The organism is Bacillus sp. CH140a_4T, from assembly GCF_008923725.1.
In the GTDB taxonomy this organism is placed as follows: Bacteria; Bacillota; Bacilli; order Bacillales; family Bacillaceae_G; genus Bacillus_A.
In genome coordinates, this window is record NZ_WBPF01000013.1 from 202,746 (window position 1) to 222,414 (window position 19,669).

Annotated in this window: 20 protein-coding genes and 1 other annotated feature; all 20 genes read right to left on the reverse strand. The window is 36.5% G+C overall.

Annotated elements, in window-relative coordinates; all coding sequences use genetic code 11:
• Nucleotides 1–201: 201 nt before the first annotated feature.
• The 20 genes from F8162_RS09595 to spoVE all read right to left on the reverse strand — a co-directional run bounded on the left by F8162_RS09595 (nt 202) and on the right by spoVE (nt 19,650).
• Nucleotides 202–1,110 carry an RluA family pseudouridine synthase gene (locus F8162_RS09595; RefSeq protein WP_151632708.1) on the reverse strand — a complete coding sequence of 303 codons (909 nt, stop codon included), beginning with the start codon at nt 1,108–1,110 and terminating at the stop codon, nt 202–204.
• A 4-nt stretch (nt 1,111–1,114) separates the two neighbouring features.
• Complete coding sequence (gene lspA, locus F8162_RS09600) at nt 1,115–1,573, reverse strand: lipoprotein signal peptidase LspA (protein WP_000642186.1); 459 nt, start codon at nt 1,571–1,573, stop codon at nt 1,115–1,117.
• A 124-nt stretch (nt 1,574–1,697) separates the two neighbouring features.
• On the reverse strand, nt 1,698–2,027 hold the full coding sequence (locus tag F8162_RS09605) for a molecular chaperone DnaK (RefSeq protein ID WP_151632710.1): 330 nt from the start codon (nt 2,025–2,027) through the stop codon (nt 1,698–1,700).
• 156 nt (nt 2,028–2,183) lie between these two features.
• On the reverse strand, nt 2,184–4,949 hold the full coding sequence (ileS2, locus tag F8162_RS09610; RefSeq protein ID WP_151632712.1) for an isoleucine--tRNA ligase: 2,766 nt from the start codon (nt 4,947–4,949) through the stop codon (nt 2,184–2,186).
• Nucleotides 4,950–5,020: 71 nt separating this feature from the next.
• Nucleotides 5,021–5,245: a binding site (T-box leader), on the reverse strand.
• A gap of 51 nt (nt 5,246–5,296) precedes the next feature.
• Nucleotides 5,297–5,803, reverse strand: a complete 507-nt coding sequence (divIVA, locus tag F8162_RS09615; protein ID WP_001131611.1) for a septum site-determining protein DivIVA — start codon at nt 5,801–5,803, stop codon at nt 5,297–5,299.
• Between the two features lie 89 nt (nt 5,804–5,892).
• Nucleotides 5,893–6,660 (reverse strand): RNA-binding protein, encoded by a 768-nt coding sequence (locus tag F8162_RS09620; protein WP_151632714.1) that lies wholly within the window; start codon nt 6,658–6,660, stop codon nt 5,893–5,895.
• A gap of 15 nt (nt 6,661–6,675) precedes the next feature.
• Nucleotides 6,676–6,939: a YggT family protein gene (locus F8162_RS09625; protein WP_064474975.1), complete on the reverse strand. Its 264-nt coding sequence runs from the start codon at nt 6,937–6,939 to the stop codon at nt 6,676–6,678.
• A gap of 6 nt (nt 6,940–6,945) precedes the next feature.
• A complete protein-coding gene (locus tag F8162_RS09630; protein WP_064474974.1) occupies nt 6,946–7,416 on the reverse strand; it encodes a cell division protein SepF in 471 nt (156 codons plus the stop codon).
• A gap of 19 nt (nt 7,417–7,435) precedes the next feature.
• Nucleotides 7,436–8,110 (reverse strand): YggS family pyridoxal phosphate-dependent enzyme, encoded by a 675-nt coding sequence (locus F8162_RS09635; protein ID WP_151632716.1) that lies wholly within the window; start codon nt 8,108–8,110, stop codon nt 7,436–7,438.
• Complete coding sequence (gene pgeF, locus F8162_RS09640; RefSeq protein WP_151632718.1) at nt 8,107–8,925, reverse strand: peptidoglycan editing factor PgeF; 819 nt, start codon at nt 8,923–8,925, stop codon at nt 8,107–8,109. Before pgeF ends, F8162_RS09635 begins: the two co-directional genes overlap by 4 nt.
• A gap of 120 nt (nt 8,926–9,045) precedes the next feature.
• Entirely contained in the window at nt 9,046–9,324 is a 279-nt protein-coding gene (locus F8162_RS09645; RefSeq protein ID WP_000619414.1) for a YlmC/YmxH family sporulation protein, read from the reverse strand.
• A gap of 172 nt (nt 9,325–9,496) precedes the next feature.
• A complete protein-coding gene (gene sigG / locus F8162_RS09650; RefSeq protein ID WP_000197753.1) occupies nt 9,497–10,276 on the reverse strand; it encodes an RNA polymerase sporulation sigma factor SigG in 780 nt (259 codons plus the stop codon).
• Nucleotides 10,277–10,433: 157 nt separating this feature from the next.
• A complete protein-coding gene (gene sigE / locus F8162_RS09655; RefSeq protein ID WP_000976947.1) occupies nt 10,434–11,153 on the reverse strand; it encodes an RNA polymerase sporulation sigma factor SigE in 720 nt (239 codons plus the stop codon).
• Between the two features lie 19 nt (nt 11,154–11,172).
• A complete protein-coding gene (spoIIGA, locus tag F8162_RS09660) occupies nt 11,173–12,090 on the reverse strand; it encodes a sigma-E processing peptidase SpoIIGA (protein WP_151632720.1) in 918 nt (305 codons plus the stop codon).
• A 537-nt stretch (nt 12,091–12,627) separates the two neighbouring features.
• Nucleotides 12,628–13,776, reverse strand: a complete 1,149-nt coding sequence (gene ftsZ / locus F8162_RS09665; protein ID WP_097816879.1) for a cell division protein FtsZ — start codon at nt 13,774–13,776, stop codon at nt 12,628–12,630.
• A gap of 39 nt (nt 13,777–13,815) precedes the next feature.
• On the reverse strand, nt 13,816–15,123 hold the full coding sequence (ftsA, locus tag F8162_RS09670) for a cell division protein FtsA (RefSeq protein WP_001087544.1): 1,308 nt from the start codon (nt 15,121–15,123) through the stop codon (nt 13,816–13,818).
• A gap of 400 nt (nt 15,124–15,523) precedes the next feature.
• Complete coding sequence (divIB, locus tag F8162_RS09675) at nt 15,524–16,294, reverse strand: cell division protein DivIB (RefSeq protein WP_000798232.1); 771 nt, start codon at nt 16,292–16,294, stop codon at nt 15,524–15,526.
• 98 nt (nt 16,295–16,392) lie between these two features.
• Nucleotides 16,393–17,298 (reverse strand): UDP-N-acetylmuramate dehydrogenase, encoded by a 906-nt coding sequence (gene murB, locus F8162_RS09680; protein ID WP_151632722.1) that lies wholly within the window; start codon nt 17,296–17,298, stop codon nt 16,393–16,395.
• Nucleotides 17,299–17,359: 61 nt separating this feature from the next.
• The gene (gene murG, locus F8162_RS09685; protein ID WP_061678246.1) at nt 17,360–18,454 is read right to left on the reverse strand and encodes an undecaprenyldiphospho-muramoylpentapeptide beta-N-acetylglucosaminyltransferase; all 1,095 of its coding nucleotides are present in this window, start codon (nt 18,452–18,454) and stop codon (nt 17,360–17,362) included.
• 104 nt (nt 18,455–18,558) lie between these two features.
• Complete coding sequence (gene spoVE, locus F8162_RS09690) at nt 18,559–19,650, reverse strand: stage V sporulation protein E (RefSeq protein ID WP_151632724.1); 1,092 nt, start codon at nt 19,648–19,650, stop codon at nt 18,559–18,561.
• Nucleotides 19,651–19,669 lie beyond the last annotated feature (19 nt).

Here is a 19,669-nt window from a genome sequence, read left to right on the forward strand (position 1 = left end):
TCTACACCTCCAAGCTTTTTTCTTGCGTGAGAGTAATGGTATAAAAAAAGTCCTCTCAGCGTGTGCGAGAGGACTTTTGAAAAAAGGGTACAGCATACCCTATGTATTTCAAACCGTTACCTTCTCAACCTCACGGGGCTGTGTTAAAGGATCATTATTTAACTGTTGTCAGTATCTCAGTTTTCTTATGATTTGTCAATACTATTTCCGTAAAATATTTAATGCATCTTCAAACACTTCTGGAATCGGTGCCTCAAACTGAATATATTCACCAGTACGAGGATGGTCAAACCCTAAAATACCTGCGTGCAGTGCTTGTCCATTTATGTCTAATGTTTTCTTCGGACCATACTTCGGATCTCCTGCAAGTGGATAGCCAATATATTTCATATGAACACGAATTTGGTGCGTACGTCCCGTTTCTAAGCGACATTCTACAAGTGTAAAATCTTTAAAGCGTTCTAACACTTGGAAGTGCGTAACAGCATTCTTACCATTTTCATCCACTGTCATGCTTTGACGTTCTTTCTTATCGCGACCAATTGGCGCATCGATCGTTCCTTTATCATGCGGAATCACACCGTGTACAATCGCTTTGTAACGTCTTGTTACTGTTTTTGCTACAAGTTGATTTACAAGTGACTCATGCGCCACATCATTTTTAGCAACCATTAATAGTCCAGATGTATCTTTATCAATACGATGCACAATACCAGGACGCATTACACCGTTAATACCTGACAGATCTGTACAATGGTGCATAAGTCCGTTTACAAGCGTACCGCTTGTATGCCCTGGAGCTGGATGTACAACCATACCACGTGGCTTATTTACAACGAGTACATCTGCATCTTCATAATAAATTTCTAAGCTCATATCTTCTGCTTGAATATCTAACTCTTCTGGATCAGGAATCGTTACGGTAATTTCATCATTTTCTTTCACTTTATAATTCACTTTTACCGATTTCCCATTAACTGTAACAACATCATCTTTAATCCATTGTTGTACTTGTGAACGTGACCATTCACTGTTTATTTCTGCAACGAATTTATCAATTCGCTCGCTTTTTTGTTCTTCTGCAACTGTTACTTGTACTACTTCACTCATTCAATTACTCCTTCGTTTTCTTTCCTTCTAATAATGTTTGAATAATAATTAATACAACACCAATACATAATGCTGAATCAGCTATATTGAATACTGGATAGTTGTACGAGAAAATATACACGTGAATGAAATCCACTACTTCTTGTCTAAATACACGATCAATGAAATTACCAATTGCTCCGCCTAATATTAGACCTAATGAAATCCCTAGAAGTTTGTCTGTTTTCGCATATTTTTGCATATAAATTACGATAAATACTACAAAAACGACTGTAATAATGTAGAAGAACCACATTTTATTTTCTAAAATCCCCCAGGCAGCTCCTCTATTTCGATGTGATGTTATGTATAATACATTATCGATAATCGGAATGCTCGTACCCAATTCCATGTTCTTTACAATTAGCCATTTCGATATTTGATCGATGGCAATGACAAATAACGCTATTACATAATATATCATTTTCATTTCCCCCACAAAGACAGTGTACCTCAAAATTTTAGCATAGCTGCAACCTTTTCACAATGAACCTTTATAGAAGAATAAAATAAATTAAAAAAAGGTAATATAATATCGTTGTGCGCATTCATACATTTACTATTTCATAGAAAAATTCATGAATGGTACGGGCAGTCGGCATCGTCTTCATTTGTTTTACCGAAATTGCTCTCCCCGTTTCCTCACAAATACCATACATATCTATTTCCATTTTAAATAATGCACGTTCTACATCTTTTAAGTCCTCTTTTATATCATGTAATAGGAGTTTTTTCTTTATCTCTTCCTTCATTTCATATCCAAGCTCTTCGCTAAACTCTGTATCATATTTGTGCATAACCTCTTTAGCTAGCCTCTCTTGTAACTCCTTTCGCATCAATTGCAATTCTTCTTTAATTTCCATATATATTTCATTCACGTGTACATTCCTCCCAGTTGCAATGTACGATTAGTGTGTCCGAAATTTCTATGCTTACCTCACACACATTTTTCCTTCATAGGAAAGAGAGTGAAAGTTATTTCAATATATCGTCAATAAAAAAACTGACTGCACTTACGCACAGTCAGTTTTTTATTATTTTACGTAGTTTTCTTTAACAACTGTTGCACAACGCTCACATAGTGTTTCATGTTCAGCATCTTTACCAATTGTTTCTGAAACTACCCAACAACGTTCACATGTTTCACCAGTTGCTTGAGCAACAACAACGGCTGTATGCTCATACTTCGGTGCACCTGCTGGCGCTTCTTCCATCATGCCACCAAGTTTATACTCAGAAACGATGAATAATTGCTTTAAGTCTTCGCTAATAGACTCTAACATAGCTTTCATTTCTGCAGTTGGATATAACGTAATACTTGCATTTAATGACTTACCGATTACTTTCTCATTACGAGCTACCTCTAACGCTTTTAATACGTCATCACGCAGCGTCATAAATGCATCCCATTTTGTTTTTAATTCTTCCGCACCATCTAATTGTACAGCTTCTGGCATATTAGTTAATTGTACACTTTCTTCTGTTACACCTGGAACGTATGGCCATACTTCATCAGCCGTATGCGGTAAGATTGGTGTTACAAGTTTCGTCAATGCAACAAGAACATCATATAATACAGTTTGAATTGCACGACGATCTTCATGGTTTGCACCTTCAATGTATAAAATGTCTTTTGCAAAGTCTAAGTAGAATGAACTTAAATCAATTGTACAGAAGTTATGAATTGCATGATACACAGCAGCGAAGTCGTATGTTTCATATGCTTCTTTTACTTTTTTAATTAAGTCATTTAATTTCACTAACATGTAACGATCTACTTCACGAAGTTCAGCTACAGCTACTGTATTTTCACTTGGCTTAAAGTCATCTAAGTTCCCTAATAAGAAACGGAATGTGTTACGGATTTTACGATACACTTCTGCTACTTGTTTTAAAATATCATCTGAAATACGCACGTCAGATTGATAGTCAACAGAAGATACCCATAAGCGTAAAATATCTCCACCTAATTGATCCATAATTTTCTTCGGTACGATGATGTTTCCAATCGACTTACTCATTTTACGTCCTTCACCATCTAATACGAAACCATGGCTTAGTACACCTTTATATGGAGCTTTACCTGTTACAGCAACTGCTGTTGATAATGAAGAGTTAAACCAACCACGATACTGGTCAGATCCTTCTAAATATAAATCTGCTGGACGTTGTAAGTCTTCGCGCTCTTCTAATACCGCTTGGTGAGAAGAACCTGAATCGAACCATACATCCATGATGTCTGTTTCTTTACGGAATTCACCATTTGGGCTACCTGTATGTGTAAATCCTTCTGGTAATAGATCTTTCGCTTCACGCTCGAACCATACGTTAGAACCGTGCTCACGGAATAACTCTGCTACATGGTTAATTGTTTCATCTGTAATAATTGGATCACCATTCTCTGCATAGAATACAGGGATTGGTACACCCCATGCACGCTGACGAGAAATACACCAGTCACCACGGTCACGAACCATATTATGAAGACGAGTTTCTCCCCATGCTGGTACCCATTTTGTTTCCGCAACAGCTTCTAATAATTCTTTACGGAACGCTTCAATAGATGCAAACCACTGTGCTGTCGCACGGAAAATAATTGGTTTTTTCGTTCTCCAATCATGTGGGTATGAATGGGTAATGAATGTTAGTTTCAGTAACGCGCCTACTTCTTCTAATTTTTCTGTAATTGGCTTGTTAGCTTTATCATAGAATAAGCCTTCAAATCCAGGTGCTTCATTTGTTAATACACCTTTATCATCAACTGGGCAAAGTACTTCTAATCCATACTTTTTACCAACAACGAAGTCATCTTCCCCATGTCCTGGTGCTGTATGAACACAACCTGTACCTGCATCTGTTGTTACGTGATCTCCTAGCATAACTAATGAATCACGATCGTAGAATGGATGTTTTGCAACTGTGTACTCAAGTTCGCTACCTTTTACCGTTTTCACAACTTCAGCATTTTCCCACTCTAACGTTTTTGCAACCGTCTCAAATAGTTCAGAAGCAATAATATATTTTTCATCATTTATTTTTACAATAGCGTATTCAAGTTCTGGGTGAACAGAAATACCTAAGTTTGCAGGTAACGTCCAAGGTGTTGTTGTCCAGATAATGAATTTCTCATCACCTTCTAATACGTTCTTTCCGTCTTTTACAGGGAATGCTACGTAAATAGATGCTGATTTTTTATCTTGGTATTCAATTTCAGCTTCTGCTAAAGCTGATTCACTCGTTGGAGACCAGTAAACTGGTTTTTGTCCTTTATAGATATAACCTTTTTTCGCCATATCACCAAACACTTTGATTTGTTGTGCTTCATAAGCCGGCTCTAAAGTAATATATGGGTTATCCCAATCTGCACGTACACCTAAACGCTTAAATTGTTCACGTTGACGTTCTACTTGTTCATATGCATACTCTGCACATAACTTACGGAACTCAGCAACTGTCATTTCTTTACGCTTTACACCTTTATTTGTTAAAGCTTGCTCAATTGGTAAACCGTGTGTATCCCAACCCGGTACATATGGTGCGCAGTAACCAGTCATTGATTTATAACGAACAATAAAGTCTTTTAACACTTTATTTAATGCATGTCCCATATGAATGTCACCATTCGCATATGGAGGTCCATCATGCAGTACAAATAAAGGACGACCTTTCGTATGTTCTTGTACCTTTTCATAAATATTCATTTCAGCCCACTGTTCTTGCATTGCAGGCTCACGTTTTGGTAAATTCCCACGCATTGGGAACTCTGTTTTTGGCATTAGTAATGTATTTTTGTACTCCATGCTCAATTCCTCCTTACATGTATAAAAGAAACACTTAAAAAACGGAATAAAAAAGAGACCTTCTCATCCCAAAAAGGGACGAGAAAGTCTCCCGCGGTACCACCCTAGTAGATCCTATACATATGTATACAATCCTCTTTATATTCTTAACGCGAATATACGCCTACGCTTACTCTATTTGTTCAGCGCGGAACTCCAGGGTGATATTCCCATTATCTCCTTATCCTGAGCTTACACCATCCTCAGTTCGCTATATAAGGTATGAAAAAGGTACTTATCCCTATCTTCGTTTTTCTTAATAAATATGTTGTTTAAAATTATATGTAATAATGAGAAAAACGTCAAGCTTACACTGTTTCTTCTTTTTTCAACAGTTCATCTACTTCGTCTTCTAACTCAATTAGTTTATCCCAATCATCGTTGTTTAACATTTCAAGCTGTGTTTCTAATAACATACGGAAACGAGTGCGGAATACTTTCGCTTGTTTCTTTAGCTCTTCAATATCAAAAGCAACTTTTCTTGATTTTACTAACGCTTCGTTAATAATACGGTCTGCATTCTTTTCAGCTTCACGTACGATTAATTTTGCTTCTTTTTGCGCATTACGTTTTACTTCTTCCGCTGCTTCTTGTGCAACGACGATAGATTTGTTTAACGTATCTTCAATATTAGAGAAATGATCTAACTTCCCTTCTAATTGAGCAACTTTTTCTTCTAAAGCTTTTTTCTCACGAATGACTAATTCATAATCTTTGATAATTTGATCAAGAAACTCATTTACTTGATCTTCATCATAGCCACGGAATCCGCGACCAAATTCTTTGTTATGAATATCTAATGGTGTTAACGGCACAACGCCACCTCCAAGTAGTTATCTAAATTTCCTCTTTCAATTATATCTTTTCTTCGACAAAATAGGAGAATTTCCTTCTAAAAAACCAATCATTTTAGTATACCATACAAAATTCTCCATTTGTCGCGCTTTGTTCTACCTTCTACAGAAAACAATTTACTTCGTCCATATCCTCTCACTGAAAAAACATCTCCCGGATAACATTCATAAGAAGTTTGCTCCACTGTTTTCCAATTCACTTTTACTAAACCATTTTTTATGAAAGGTTGTACTTTTTGTCTGGATATATGTAACATTTCAGCTAACATAACATCTAAACGAAGTGAAGAAGCCGTTCCAGATTTCTCTCCCCACGTTTCTTGCATCTGTAGAATTTTCTCTCCTTGCACTGATGATAAGGAAACTTTCACTTTCCCTATAGATTGTAAGTTCATCTCAATATAAGATACAACTTCTTTGGCAACTACAATTTGGGCACGATCTTCTTGAAGCAAAATATCACCACATTTTTCTCTCGTTAAACCAAGAGACATAAATGTACCTAATATTTGCCTATGTTCTAGTGTATAAAACTTGGAAGGATAGTCAATTTCCAATACTTCTACTTGAAATTCCTCTTCATTCACTACTAGATAGTCCGGATAAATGAGTGCTCTCTTACGCTCTGCATGAGGCGTTGCACCATCAAATTGTACAGTAACATCCCCTTGTCCTATTACCATAGTGACAATTTGTTGTTGTCTTGGGTCAAGGAAGTCTGTTAACTTCACTTGATGGTACTCCGCTGCTTGCTTCCACTCTAACACCTTATCCACAAAGACCTCTTCATCGGGTCTGAAATGTTCATAGATGCTCATTTATTTAACCTCTTACTATAAGAAATAGTTGAATATACTTATTAAACCATTCGTAGCAAGCTTTAACGTGAAAATCGCAACGAGCGGAGAGATATCAATCATACCAAGCGGCGGAATAAATCTGCGAAATGGTTCTAAATACGGTTCACAAATACGCGCAAGAATATCTCCGAAAGTTGATTCCTTTGCACCTGGGAACCATGATAGGAGAATGTAAATAATAAGTGCCCACGAGTAAATCTCGATAGCATAAACTAAAAGCCTTAAAACTGTTTCCATGGCGTATTACCACCTCTTTATATTTGTGTCTTCTTCTTCACCGAATAACTCTGAAATTGCACCAACAATATCTACATTTTCAGGTGTACACATAAATGTTTTCGGTCCTATTTTTTGAATATCCCCGCCTATAGCGTATACAGTACCACTTAAAAAGTCAACGATACGTACAGCTTGATCAGTAGACATTCGTTGTAAATTAATCACAACAGCTCGTCTACCTTTTAAATGGTCCGAAATCCCTTGCGCTTCCGAATATGTGCGTGGTTCTAATAAAACAACTTTTGAAGATTGCTTTGCCGTTTCAATGCTCACAACATTTTGTTTCGGTTGCGCTTTTGGAAACGTAACATCTTGTTGTTCTGGCGGATCTTGCTGCTTCTTCATGTCTGTTTGCTCCTTTTCATAACTATATTGAGCTGCTTCTTTTTCTTCCGGTGTATCAAAAAAGAAGTATTTTACTTTTGACCAACTCATAATAAGATTCTCCTTCCTTTTACGCTTTTCCTACTAAAATCGTCCCCAAACGAATATATGTAGCACCTTCTTCAATTGCAATCGTGTAATCATTAGACATTCCCATTGATAATTCTTTACATGGCGCATGTAATAATTCTAGCTCCTGCACCTCTGTTTGTAGCATACGTAACTCCTTAAAACAGCGTCTGATTTCTTCCTCTTCTTCTGTAAACGGGGCCATTGTCATTAATCCAACCACTTCAATCTTATCCAATTCTTGCAAACTTTGAATGAAAGAAACGGTTTCTTCTATTGCCAATCCTTGCTTTGATTCTTCAGATGATGTTTTCACTTGAATAAAACATTTCACTTTCTTATCAGCACGTTTTTGAATTTCTTTTGCAAGTGAAAGTCGATCTAACGAATGTAAATAATCAATTTCATTAATGATTTCTTTTACTTTTCTCGTTTGTAATGATCCAATAAAATGCCAATTCACTTTCTTACCGAAATGTTCGTACTTCTGTAAGAAACCTTCATTTCTATTTTCACCTAAATCACTAATTCCAGCTTCAATTACCTCGTTTGTCTTTTCAATTCCTACCGTTTTTGTAACTGCAACGAGTTTAATATCTTGCAACGAACGTCCCGCTCGTGCGCAAGATTGTTTAATTACTTCGTTTACAGTTGTTAAATTTTTTTGTACTGTCACTTGCTTTCTTCCTCCTTAAAACCTATGAAACTCAACATTCTCCCTGTCTTACCTTGATCACGACGATGAGAGAAAAACAATTGTTCTTCACAGCTTGTACAAAGAGATGACATTACAATATTCTCTTCTTTTATGCCTGCTTGTACACATAATATACGATTAATTTCTTTTAAATTAATTGCGTACTGCCCATCAGAAATTTTTTTATAAGGGACAGAACCGTTTACTACTTGCTCTGCTGCTGTTAACACTCTATCATCAACAACGTAACAACAAGATCCAATTGCTGGTCCAATTGCAACATGAATTTCATCGCTTGAAACCCCTTCTGCATTCCATTTTTGAATCATTTCCTTTGCAATCTCTTTTACAGTCCCTTTCCATCCAGCATGCGCAAGTCCTATCATACCATGTGATGGCGCATAAAAATAGAGTGGAACACAATCCGCGTAACATGATGTTAGAAGAACATCATTATTAGTCGTATAAATGCCATCTGTTTTTGAAATGCCGTCTTCATATGAATAGACGCCACTTCCTTTTTCCTCTTGTCCTACTTTTTCAACATGATGATCATGAACTTGTTCAGAGCAAATCCAGTTTTCTAATGGTTTTTGTAACTTATTTGCTAAAATGCGTCTGTTTTCATGAACGTTCTCCACGATATCATTCACATGTAATCCTAAATTCATCGCATGAAAGGAGCCCGTACTTACCCCACCATCTTTTGTCGTAAATCCAGCAGTAATGTTTCCAAGTTCTTTCCACGCTTGTAAATACAGTATACCGTCCACATATTTAAATGGTTCTCTCATAACAAAGCGGCTCCTTTTAATTAAAATAACATAAAAAAGCATGGTACTTCCTGTCTATTTTACCATACTTTTATTTTTTCATAATGCCAACAAAAAAAAAAGAGGAATTTGTAATATTCTTTATGAAATTGTCGGTGTTTGTATTGATTCTGTTACAGAATTAACAGGATTTACTCTAACAAGTATGACATCTTCCCCAATTTTCATAATTTCCTCCCAAGGAATTACAATTTCTACATCCTTTCCAAAAATTCCTAACATACGTGCCTGTTTAGAAATAATAATAGACCCGATCTTCCCTGTGTTCATATCAATTTCAATATCTCCAATATTCCCAAGCCTTTTTCCATCTGAAACATTTATTATCTCTTTCATCTGCAACTCGGAAATTCTTATCATTTTCATCCTCTCCCTTATATATGACGAATTGAAAAAACACTGTTTCTCAAATTAACAGGAAGCACCCTCTACTAATCCCATATTATTTTCATTATATGAACACAGCTTCCCTACTATGAGCGAAGACAAACTATATTACATATAAAAAGGTTTCACCATAAATGGTGAAACCTTATCCTTGAATCGTTTTATTCATTTGTTTAATAGCTGATTTCTCTAAACGTGACACTTGTGCTTGAGAAATCCCAATTTCTTCTGCAACTTCCATTTGTGTCTTTCCTTGAAAGAAACGTTTTCGAATAATCATTTTCTCACGATCATTTAAACGCTTCATCCCTTCTTTCAGTGCTAACTCTTCAACCCACTGCTCGTCCTTTTGTTTTTCATCACTTAACTGATCCATAACAAAGATAGGATCTCCCCCATCGTTATAAATCGGTTCAAATAATGAAACTGGATCTTGAATCGCATCTAATGCAAAAACAATTTCTTCATGAGTCACTTCAAGCACTTTTGCAATATCCATTGCTGTTGGTTCTTTTGAATTTTCTGCAATCAATTTCTCTCTTACTTGTAACGCTTTATACGCAATATCTCGTAATGATCGAGATACGCGAATCGGATTGTTATCACGCAAATATCTGCGTATTTCCCCAATAATCATCGGCACAGCATACGTTGAAAATTTTACATTTTGGCCTAAATCAAAGTTATCAATCGATTTCATAAGTCCGATGCAACCAACTTGAAATAAATCGTCAACATATTCTCCTCTGTTATTAAATCTTTGGATGACGCTCAGTACAAGACGTAAGTTTCCATTCACTAATTTCTCTCTTGCGCTTATCTCTCCACTTTGCATTTCACGAAATAATTTACGCATTTCATCATTTTTTAGTACGGGAAGTTTAGCTGTATCAACACCGCAAATTTCTACTTTGTTTCTCGTCAAAGTGTTCCCTCCTATCGGGAGTTGCTGTACAGTGTAAAGTATTTCCTTTGAAGGGGATTTTATGCATGCGGTTTTCTCTTCATTTTTCATTTTCGTTGTCTCTTCTCATACAACGAAAGAGAAAAAGACCAGCCTAGATAACGGCTGGTCTTTTTCTTTACACCATTTTATTAAATTCTTTTCGTAATCTTTTTATGATTCTTTTTTCTAAACGCGAAATGTATGACTGTGAAATCCCAAGCATATCCGCCACATCTTTTTGCGTCTTTTCCTCTTCTCCAGCAAGCCCAAAGCGAAGTTCCATAATTTGTTTTTCACGATCATTTAATTGATGCAATGCTTTCATTAGAAGATGACGATCTACAGTAGCTTCTAAATCCTTTGTAATAATATCATCATCTGTACCTAATACATCTGATAACAAAAGTTCATTCCCATCCCAATCGATGTTAAGCGGTTCGTCAAAAGAAACTTCTGAACGATTTTTATTATTCCGGCGCAAATGCATTAAAATTTCATTCTCTATACAACGTGAGGCATATGTTGCTAATTTTATTTTCTTTTCCGGATTAAATGTATTCACTGCTTTAATAAGGCCGATTGTTCCTATACTAATCAAGTCTTCAATATTTATCCCTGTATTTTCAAACTTTCTTGCTATATATACAACTAACCGTAAGTTGCGTTCAATCAGTAACGATCTTGCTGCCTGATCTCCTTTTGGCAATTTATTCAAAAGAACTTCCTCTTCTTCTTTCGTTAACGGTGGTGGCAACGCTTCACTTCCACCGATATAATAAATTTCATCGGTCTTAATTCCTAATTTCAGCAATACTTTATACCAAAGGTATACTAAATAAAATTTTAATTTCATCATATTATCCCGCCTCCCATTATTAAGCAATTACCATTTTTTGTGAAATCAACATTTTCGGATGCACAATACATTGATACTCTCCATTGGTTGACAACTGTTGTGTATTTAATCCAATCAATACTTTGCTGACTACAATCGAGCTACCTTCATGATAAATTTGCACACTGTCTGGCTTAATTGCCCATAAAAATTGATTCTCTACTCCTACTGCTCTGAAAGGAATTAAGCGTAATTTTGTCGCCCACCCAGAATCATTTTCTGGTATTTGAGGAATCTCTGTTTTGGAATACACTTGTTCTGTTAACCAAGCTGGCAAGCAATGCTCTAATGATGAAATATGCATAATCATAACGGGTGTTTTTGTTAACGGGTCGTAAAGTTGGTTCCCACTATCAATTAAACCTGCGAGTTCTAGTTCCTCTTCAGCTAATTGAATTTTCAATTCCACAATTTGATCATAGTGTATTTTTGTAACCTCTACGCTTTCAATACGCTTTTTAGAAAAATAATATATTACTGGAAAACCAAAAACAACAAACAACCAGCTAATTGGATCACCGTAAGAAATTGATTGAGATTGAACCAATCCATTTACCATTTCATTCGTTTGCAAAAAGAAATGAGTCCCAATTAACCCTCCACCAACCATAAAGGTTACAAAGTAAAAAGTAAAAACAGTTTGTGCATAGTTTCTAAACGTTGTGAACCCAAATGCTGTATACACAATAAGTAACGAGTACAGTAGTTTCATAATTGGATGTGTCATCATAGAAGCAAAAGGAGTAAAGGCAAAAATAACAATGGTTGAACCTATAAATGCCCCTAACACAAGCCTCCATCTTTTGATCTTCTTTTTTAACACGGTAGCTGTTAATAAAAGTAAAAGAAAATCAATGCAGGCGTTTAACAACCAAACAACGTCGGCGTAAACAACCAAACAATTCACCTCTTTTTTTAAGTTGAGACTAGTATAATGCATATCCAATAGGAAAGTGTGTCAATTTGCGGAGGTGTTTTTTTGTTATTTTGTGCTTTCTAGACAGAATCTGTCGGTAAAAAATAAAAGTATATGTTTCATAGACTAAAATATTATACTTTTTTGCTTACATATAAAGTGAAACTTTAATCAGCCCTCACCAATCGGGCTTTTACGGGCAGCCCACCCCCCACCTAACATCTTTGCTTTCGCTCAATTTTCAAGTTGGGGTCTTACTACCCGGCAAATAGCGGGATAAATCGAATTATATAAAGTGAAACTTTAATCAGTGGGGGTTTTCTTCATTCCCCACTGATTATTAGTTGAACCAATCGGACTTTTATGGGCAGTTGATCCCCCACCTAAATTCTTTGCTTTCGCTCAATTTTGAGGTGGGGGTCTTACTGCCCATTAAAGCGGGATAAAATAAAAAAAGACCTGCTTAGCAGATCTTTTTCCTGTATAAAACAAAAAAGGAGCATGAAAGCTCCTTTTCTTTTATCGTCTACGACGGTTACGTAAGAATGCTGGAATATCGATGTCATCTGAATCTGTATGACGCTCATGCACAACCGGCTCTTCACGTTTCATTTCACGCTTAACTTCACGTTGTTTTGAAGGTTGAGCTACTTGCTGTTGTTGCGTATGATTCGCAGTCGGACGAATAATTGGTTTTGGTGGCTGCGTCGCAGCACTATCATCAAAACCAGTTGCAATTACAGTTACAACGATATCATCTTTTAATCCTTCATTAATAACAGAACCGAAGATCATATTTACTTCTGGATCTGAAGCTGAAGCTACAATGTCTGCCGCTTCTTGTACTTCATATAAGCTTAAGTTAGCTCCACCCGTAATGTTCATGATAACACCTTGAGCTCCATCAATAGATGTTTCTAATAATGGACTAGAAATCGCTTTTTTCGCAGCTTCAGCAGCACGATTTTCTCCATTACCAGAACCAATACCCATTAAAGCCGAACCTCTATTAGACATAATTGTCTTTACGTCTGCAAAGTCTAAGTTAATTAAACCTGGTGTTGCAATTAAATCAGAAATACCTTGAACACCTTGACGTAATACGTTATCTGCTTCACGGAATGCTTCTAACATCGGCGTATTTTTATCAACAATCTCTAATAAGCGATCGTTTGGAATTACAATAAGTGTATCTACATTTTCTTTAAATGCCGCAATACCAGATGCTGCTTGTGTTGCACGCTTACGTCCTTCAAATGTAAATGGACGTGTTACAACACCAACTGTTAATGCACCTAATTCTTTTGCAACTTGAGCAACAACTGGAGCTGCACCAGTTCCAGTTCCGCCACCCATACCAGCAGTTACGAAGACCATATCTGCACCACGAAGTGCTTCTTGGATCTGTTCTTTACTTTCTTCTGCAGCTTTTTTCCCTACTTCAGGGTTTGCACCTGCACCAAGTCCACGTGTTAATTTTCCACCAATTTGCATTTTTGTTTCAGCTTTTGATAGATTTAATGCTTGTGCATCAGTATTCACAGCGATAAAGTCTACACCTTGTACACCGTGTTCAATCATACGGTTTACAGCATTGTTTCCGCCACCGCCGACACCGATAACTTTTATATTCGCTAATTGATCTTGAGTAGTATCAAACTCTAACATGTCGAAATCCCCCTAGAACCTCATTTTTCGTGTCCAATTTTAATCCCATAAATAACGGAATACACGTTTTACTTTTGACATCATACGGTCATCATTTTGATTATTATTGTTTTGATTACGAGTTTTTTGTTTCGCAGGTTGCTGTTGTACCGGCGTTGGTGCTGGTGCTGGTACTGGTTCAAAATGTTCTTGCTTTTCCTGCACATTTTTTCCACGTAATTTAGCTTTTTGATAAGAATGTTTAATTAATCCTACTCCACTTGTATATTGGGGCTCACGCACACCAATATAATCAGGAGTCGCTATACGAACATTTTCATGTAAAATATCATATGCAAGATCAAGAACACCCGGCATAGAAGCAATTCCACCAGTTAGTACATAGCCAGAAGCTACTTGCTTTACTCCTAACTTACGCACTTCATCTTGAACAAACATTAAAATTTCCTCTACACGAGCCTCTATTATATCCGATAATTCCAACTGAGAATATTGTTCTGTTTGATCGCTTCCCATAATAGGAACCGTAAACATCTCTTCTTCAGATGCTGTATCATAAAAAGCATGTCCATATTTCAACTTAATTTGATCTGCATTTTCTGTTGAAGTTTTCAACCCAATCGCAATATCCTTCGTTATATGGTCTCCACCTAACGGTAATACGCTCGTCGCTTGTAACTCTCCATCTTTAAAAATAGATAAAGTTGTAGATCCTCCCCCCATATCAACAAGGGCTACTCCTCTATGTTTTTCATCTGAAGATATAGCAACTGTTGCAGCCGCTAAAGGTTGAAGACAAATATCAACTATTTCAAGACCTGCTTTTTCTACACAACGAAGTAGGTTATGTAGTAAAGTTCTCGAGCCTGTTATAAGTGTACCTTCCATTTCTAATCTTACACCGATCATCCCGCGTGGATCGTTAATCTCGTCAAGACCGTCTACGATGAACTGTCGAGGTACCACATCAATAAACTCACGTTCTGGAGCAATTGACACAACTTGTGCTGCATCTAGAACGCGTAAGACATCTTCATTCCCGATTTCACGATCTTCATTTGAAACAGCGACTACTCCGTGACAAGGAAGTAGCTGTACCTGGTTTGCATTGACACCTACTACAACTTGCTCAATGTGGATTCCCACCATGCGCTCAGCTTGTTCAATTGCTTTTTTAATTGATCGAACAGTCTCGTCTATATCAACTATCGATCCCTTCTTTAAACCATTTGATTTTACATTTCCAACACCAATAATGTTTAAGCTGTCATTAACCATTTCACCAATGATGACTTTAACATTGGATGTACCGATGTCAAGACTAACATATATTTCATTGCTGTTCATTCTTTGGCACCTCCTTCTTTATTTATACCATACAACTCAATATATGGAACAACAATCGCAACTTTACTATTTATAAGAAAAATATTCAACGTCTTTATACGTTTCCCTTTTTTAACCCTATATTTTTCTTATTTTTATTTAACATTCATTTAAGAATATCGCAGTAAACTGTGAATAACTGCTTATCTTGAAATAATTCTATTTCAAGTGTAAAGATTACCGCCAAGTATAAGTCTACACTAAGATGTACTCATAGAAAAGTGAAACTTGTACCAATCCTAGTATGAATCTAAGAATTTTTACATCTTTTTCATCAAATGAACCATTCTTGTAAATTCAGATGCATCCATTAGAACGTTCGTTTCGTTTTTTCTACAGGAACGTAGTAAAAACTATCGTTCTATTCTTTTTTTTCTTCCGCTCCTAATTCTTTCGTATATGCCCCTACTTCTAAATCAATTAATACCTTTTTACCCGGCTCAATTGTTTTTAAGATAAGCGGATAAGCTTCCATACGCTTTGCGAAATTTTGAATCGTAGTGCTCACTTCGTACCCTTCGTTCATATATAAAGTAAGATGATCTTCATTCGCATTCGTCGGTGAATAACGAATTTCAGAAATAGACCTTAAAATAGTTGGTGTTAATTTTTCAAGCTCAGCAATTAACTCCTTCATTTTCTCCTCTTTAAAAGGTTCAAAAATTGGTGCTGCAACAGGAAGTTTTCCGTTCGGAAGTACATCAAGTGTTTTCCCGTTCTCTAATAACGGTTGTAATTTCCCATCTTTGTTTATATAACCAATCGTTAAATATTCTTCAATATGAACATCAATTTTATTTGGAAAACGTTTTTTTACATTTACTGCTTTAATTTCTTTTCGTTTCGTTAGGTTTTCTTCTGCTTTATGTGCTGTCACTCGGAAATAACTTGTATCATACGTCACACCTGATTCCTTCATCACTTGTTCATCTGTCATATAATGATTTCCAAACACACTTATCTTTTTGATATTGCTTAGCGGAGACCGAAAATAAATCAAAAAGAGCACTAATAAAAATAAAATTGATATGTATAAAATCAACCGATGATTAACATTTTTCTTGTTTTTCTTCTGTTGATTTTTTAACTTTGGTACACGATCCTGTAGTTTAATCACTTTACTATTTTTCATGTACGATCCCCCTACGTAACATAAAGAACGGCATGTTCCTCATGCCGTTCTTATCTTCTTATTATAACATAAATGATAATGAGCGGAACGAATAACCGTTATCTTCCAATGATTTCTACTTCTGTATGCATTTCTACGCCAAATTTATCCTTGATTGTTTGTTTTATTAATGCAATTAAAGATAAGACATCTTGCGCACTGGCTCCCCCAGTATTAATAATAAAATTCCCATGCATTTCAGAAATTTGAGCTCCGCCTATTTGATAACCACGAAGCCCCGCCTTTTCTATTAAGTCTCCTGCAAAGTATGGGATTGGATTCCGAAATATACTTCCTGCACAAGGATGATTCCACGGCTGTGTTTCACGGCGGTAATCTTTATTCTTTTGCATGACGCTTACGATTCCCTCACGCTCTCCTACCTGCAATTGAAACTCCGCTTCCAAAACAATACCAGGACGTTTCGTTTGCAATACAGAAGTACGATAGGAAAACTCCATTTCTTCATGCGTTAACCAATCCATTGTTCCATTTTCAAACAAAATAAGAGCTTTTGATAATATGTTTGATATATCCGATTTATGTGCTCCTGCATTCATATACACTGCACCACCAACACTTCCTGGAATACCACTGGCAAATTCCAGGCCGGATAATCCTTGACGACTAAGTAAAGTTGATAATTTAATAAGGGGATACCCACCACCAACTCTTACTCTATGTTTTTCGACTTCTAAGTGGTCTAATCCTTCTCCTAAACGAATAACGGCACCTTCTATACCTAGGTCAGATACAAGAAGGTTCGAACCGCGACCAATTACAGTCCACTTTGTTTTATATTTTTTTACTAACTGCAACGTTTTTTCAATACCGGCAACATGCTTTGGCACAATTAAAATATCAGCTGGTCCACCTATTTTCATAGTGGTATAACGCGCTAACGCTTCATTCACTAATACGCGACCAACATTTGCTTCTATAAGCTCATTTACTAATTGCTCCATAAACAATCTCCCCCATACTAAATATCCTTATTACAGTAGTATGCAGGGCGTTCACCTAACGTTATTTTTTTACGAGCTTATTCATTACTTCATACAGCTTATTTGCTGCATCTGGAATACCTAATTGCGCCGCAGCCAGCTTCATATTTTGTAATGTTTGTGCATCTAATAAAATCTCATCAATATCACGAATAAGCGTTTCTGCTGTTAAATCTTTTTCAAGCAACATCTTTGCTGCTCCTTTATCGACAACAGAACGTGCATTCTTTTCCTGATGGTTATTTGTTACGTAAGGACTCGGAATTAACACACTTGGCTTACCTAACGCGGTTAATTCTGCAAGTGTTGTTGCCCCCGCTCTTGAAACAACAAGATCTACACCTGTAAGTACCTCTGGCATATTATGAATGAAAGGTTTAATAATAACATTATTCGGATTCCCTTTTTGCTTCACTGCTTCCATCACTTTGTCATAATGAACTTCACCTGTTACATACAATATTTCGTAACTTTTATTTCCAAACTGTTCAATTGCCTCTACGAAAGCATCATTAATCGGTCTAGCCCCACGACTGCCACCAAAAATAAGTACGGATTTTTTAGGAAGAGATAAACCTACTGAACGTTTTCCTTTCATTCCATTCTGATCCATTACTTCTGATGCTCGTGGATTTCCTGTCATAACCACTTTTGACTGTGGAAAATGTTCTGCAGCCGCTTCAAAACAAACCGCAACTTTATCAACATAGCGGCTTAAAAATTTATTCGTTACACCAGGTACACTATTTTGTTCATGTACAATAGTTGGAATACCTAATTTTGCTGCAGCATATACAACTGGCCCACATACATATCCACCCGTTCCAATCACAATATCCGGATTAAAACGACGAATATATCGTTTACTATCTTGTACACCCTTTAGGAAACGCATCACCGTTTTCACGTTATCTAACGATATTTTACGCTTAAATCCACTTATAACAATAGATTGAAACGGTATGCCTGCTTTTGGAACGATTGTGCTCTCTAATCCACTCTCCGTACCAATATATAAAAACCTTGCTTCCGGATTTAATTTTTTTATTTCTCTTATTAGAGCAAGAGCCGGATAAATATGACCTCCAGTGCCCCCACCACTTACTAATACACGCACTACTAACTCCTCCGCTTCTCTTTTCTTATTTCAGTCGTATTTATTTCTATATACATCATGTTTCTTCGCGCACATACGAAAAACCCTGTCTTATAAAACAGGGTTTAGTAGCGAGAATGGCGACTTATATTTAATAATACACCTACTGCCATTAACATTAATGTCAAACTTGATCCACCATAACTTAAAAACGGCAAAGTAATACCCGTAACAGGCATCAATCCTGTTACAACACCAACATTAATCATTACTTGAATCGCAATCATCGCCACAATACCTACTGCTAAAAACGTACCATATAAATCTGGCGCTCCTAAAGCTATACGAATCCCACGCCATAATAATAGACTAAATAATAATAACACAAATGAACCACCAATAAAACCTAATTCCTCGGATAAGATTGCAAATATAAAGTCTGTTTGCGGTTCAGGTAAATAAAGAAACTTTTGTCTACTTTGTCCAAGTCCAAGCCCGAATAATCCACCAGGTCCAATTGCGAGTAACGATTGAATAATTTGAAATCCACTTCCAAGCGGATCTGACCACGGATCTAAATATGATGTAATACGTTTCATTCGATACGGTGCTGATGCAATTAGCCCTACAAATCCTCCTACACCAAGCAAACCAAACATTGCAAAGTGAAAGACCCTTGCCCCCGAGATAAATATCATAATAATACATGTCCCAACCATTACCGTTCCTGTGCCAAGATCTGGCTGTAACATAATCATCCCAAAAGCAAGAAATACAAAACTAAGAGCTGGTAGTAAACCACGTTTAAAAGAGGTAATTAATTTTTGTCGTTCTGCTAAAAATTTTGCTAAGAAAATAATCATCGCAAACTTCATAAATTCTGACGGTTGAATGGAAAATGCCCCGATTCCAATCCAACTTCGCGCTCCTCCTCGAACAAGTCCTACCCCAGGAATAAGAACAAGAATAAGAAGAATGAAGCAAACTAACAAAATTACTTTTGAATACGTACGCCACACCCAATAATCAATTTTCATAATTAAAAACATAGCCACTACACCAATACTTGCAAATAGCAATTGCCTTTTTGCAAAAAAGAATGAGTCCCCCATTTTATAAGAGGCCCAAACCGCACTCGCACTATACACCATAACCATTCCGATTGTTAACAACGCAAGTGTAACGATGATGAGAATAAAATCAGGCGTTTTCTTCATTACCCATAAACACCACCTC

Excerpts from the sequence above, each read along its gene's own strand:
- divIB (WP_000798232.1), bottom strand. The coding sequence starts at position 16,294 with ATGAAAAATAGTAAAGTGATTAAACTACAGGATCGTGTACCAAAGTTA.
- F8162_RS09595 (WP_151632708.1), bottom strand. The coding sequence starts at position 1,110 with ATGAGTGAAGTAGTACAAGTAACAGTTGCAGAAGAACAAAAAAGCGAG.
- ileS2 (WP_151632712.1), bottom strand. The coding sequence starts at position 4,949 with ATGGAGTACAAAAATACATTACTAATGCCAAAAACAGAGTTCCCAATG.
- pgeF (WP_151632718.1), bottom strand. The coding sequence starts at position 8,925 with ATGAGAGAACCATTTAAATATGTGGACGGTATACTGTATTTACAAGCG.
- ftsZ (WP_097816879.1), bottom strand. The coding sequence starts at position 13,776 with ATGTTAGAGTTTGATACTACTCAAGATCAATTAGCGAATATAAAAGTT.
- lspA (WP_000642186.1), bottom strand. The coding sequence starts at position 1,573 with ATGATATATTATGTAATAGCGTTATTTGTCATTGCCATCGATCAAATA.
- sigE (WP_000976947.1), bottom strand. The coding sequence starts at position 11,153 with ATGATGAAATTAAAATTTTATTTAGTATACCTTTGGTATAAAGTATTG.
- F8162_RS09625 (WP_064474975.1), bottom strand. The coding sequence starts at position 6,939 with ATGGAAACAGTTTTAAGGCTTTTAGTTTATGCTATCGAGATTTACTCG.
- F8162_RS09645 (WP_000619414.1), bottom strand. The coding sequence starts at position 9,324 with ATGATAAGAATTTCCGAGTTGCAGATGAAAGAGATAATAAATGTTTCA.
- F8162_RS09630 (WP_064474974.1), bottom strand. The coding sequence starts at position 7,416 with ATGAGTTGGTCAAAAGTAAAATACTTCTTTTTTGATACACCGGAAGAA.
- spoVE (WP_151632724.1), bottom strand. The coding sequence starts at position 19,650 with ATGAAGAAAACGCCTGATTTTATTCTCATCATCGTTACACTTGCGTTG.
- F8162_RS09620 (WP_151632714.1), bottom strand. The coding sequence starts at position 6,660 with ATGAGCATCTATGAACATTTCAGACCCGATGAAGAGGTCTTTGTGGAT.
- ftsA (WP_001087544.1), bottom strand. The coding sequence starts at position 15,123 with ATGAACAGCAATGAAATATATGTTAGTCTTGACATCGGTACATCCAAT.
- murB (WP_151632722.1), bottom strand. The coding sequence starts at position 17,298 with ATGGAGCAATTAGTAAATGAGCTTATAGAAGCAAATGTTGGTCGCGTA.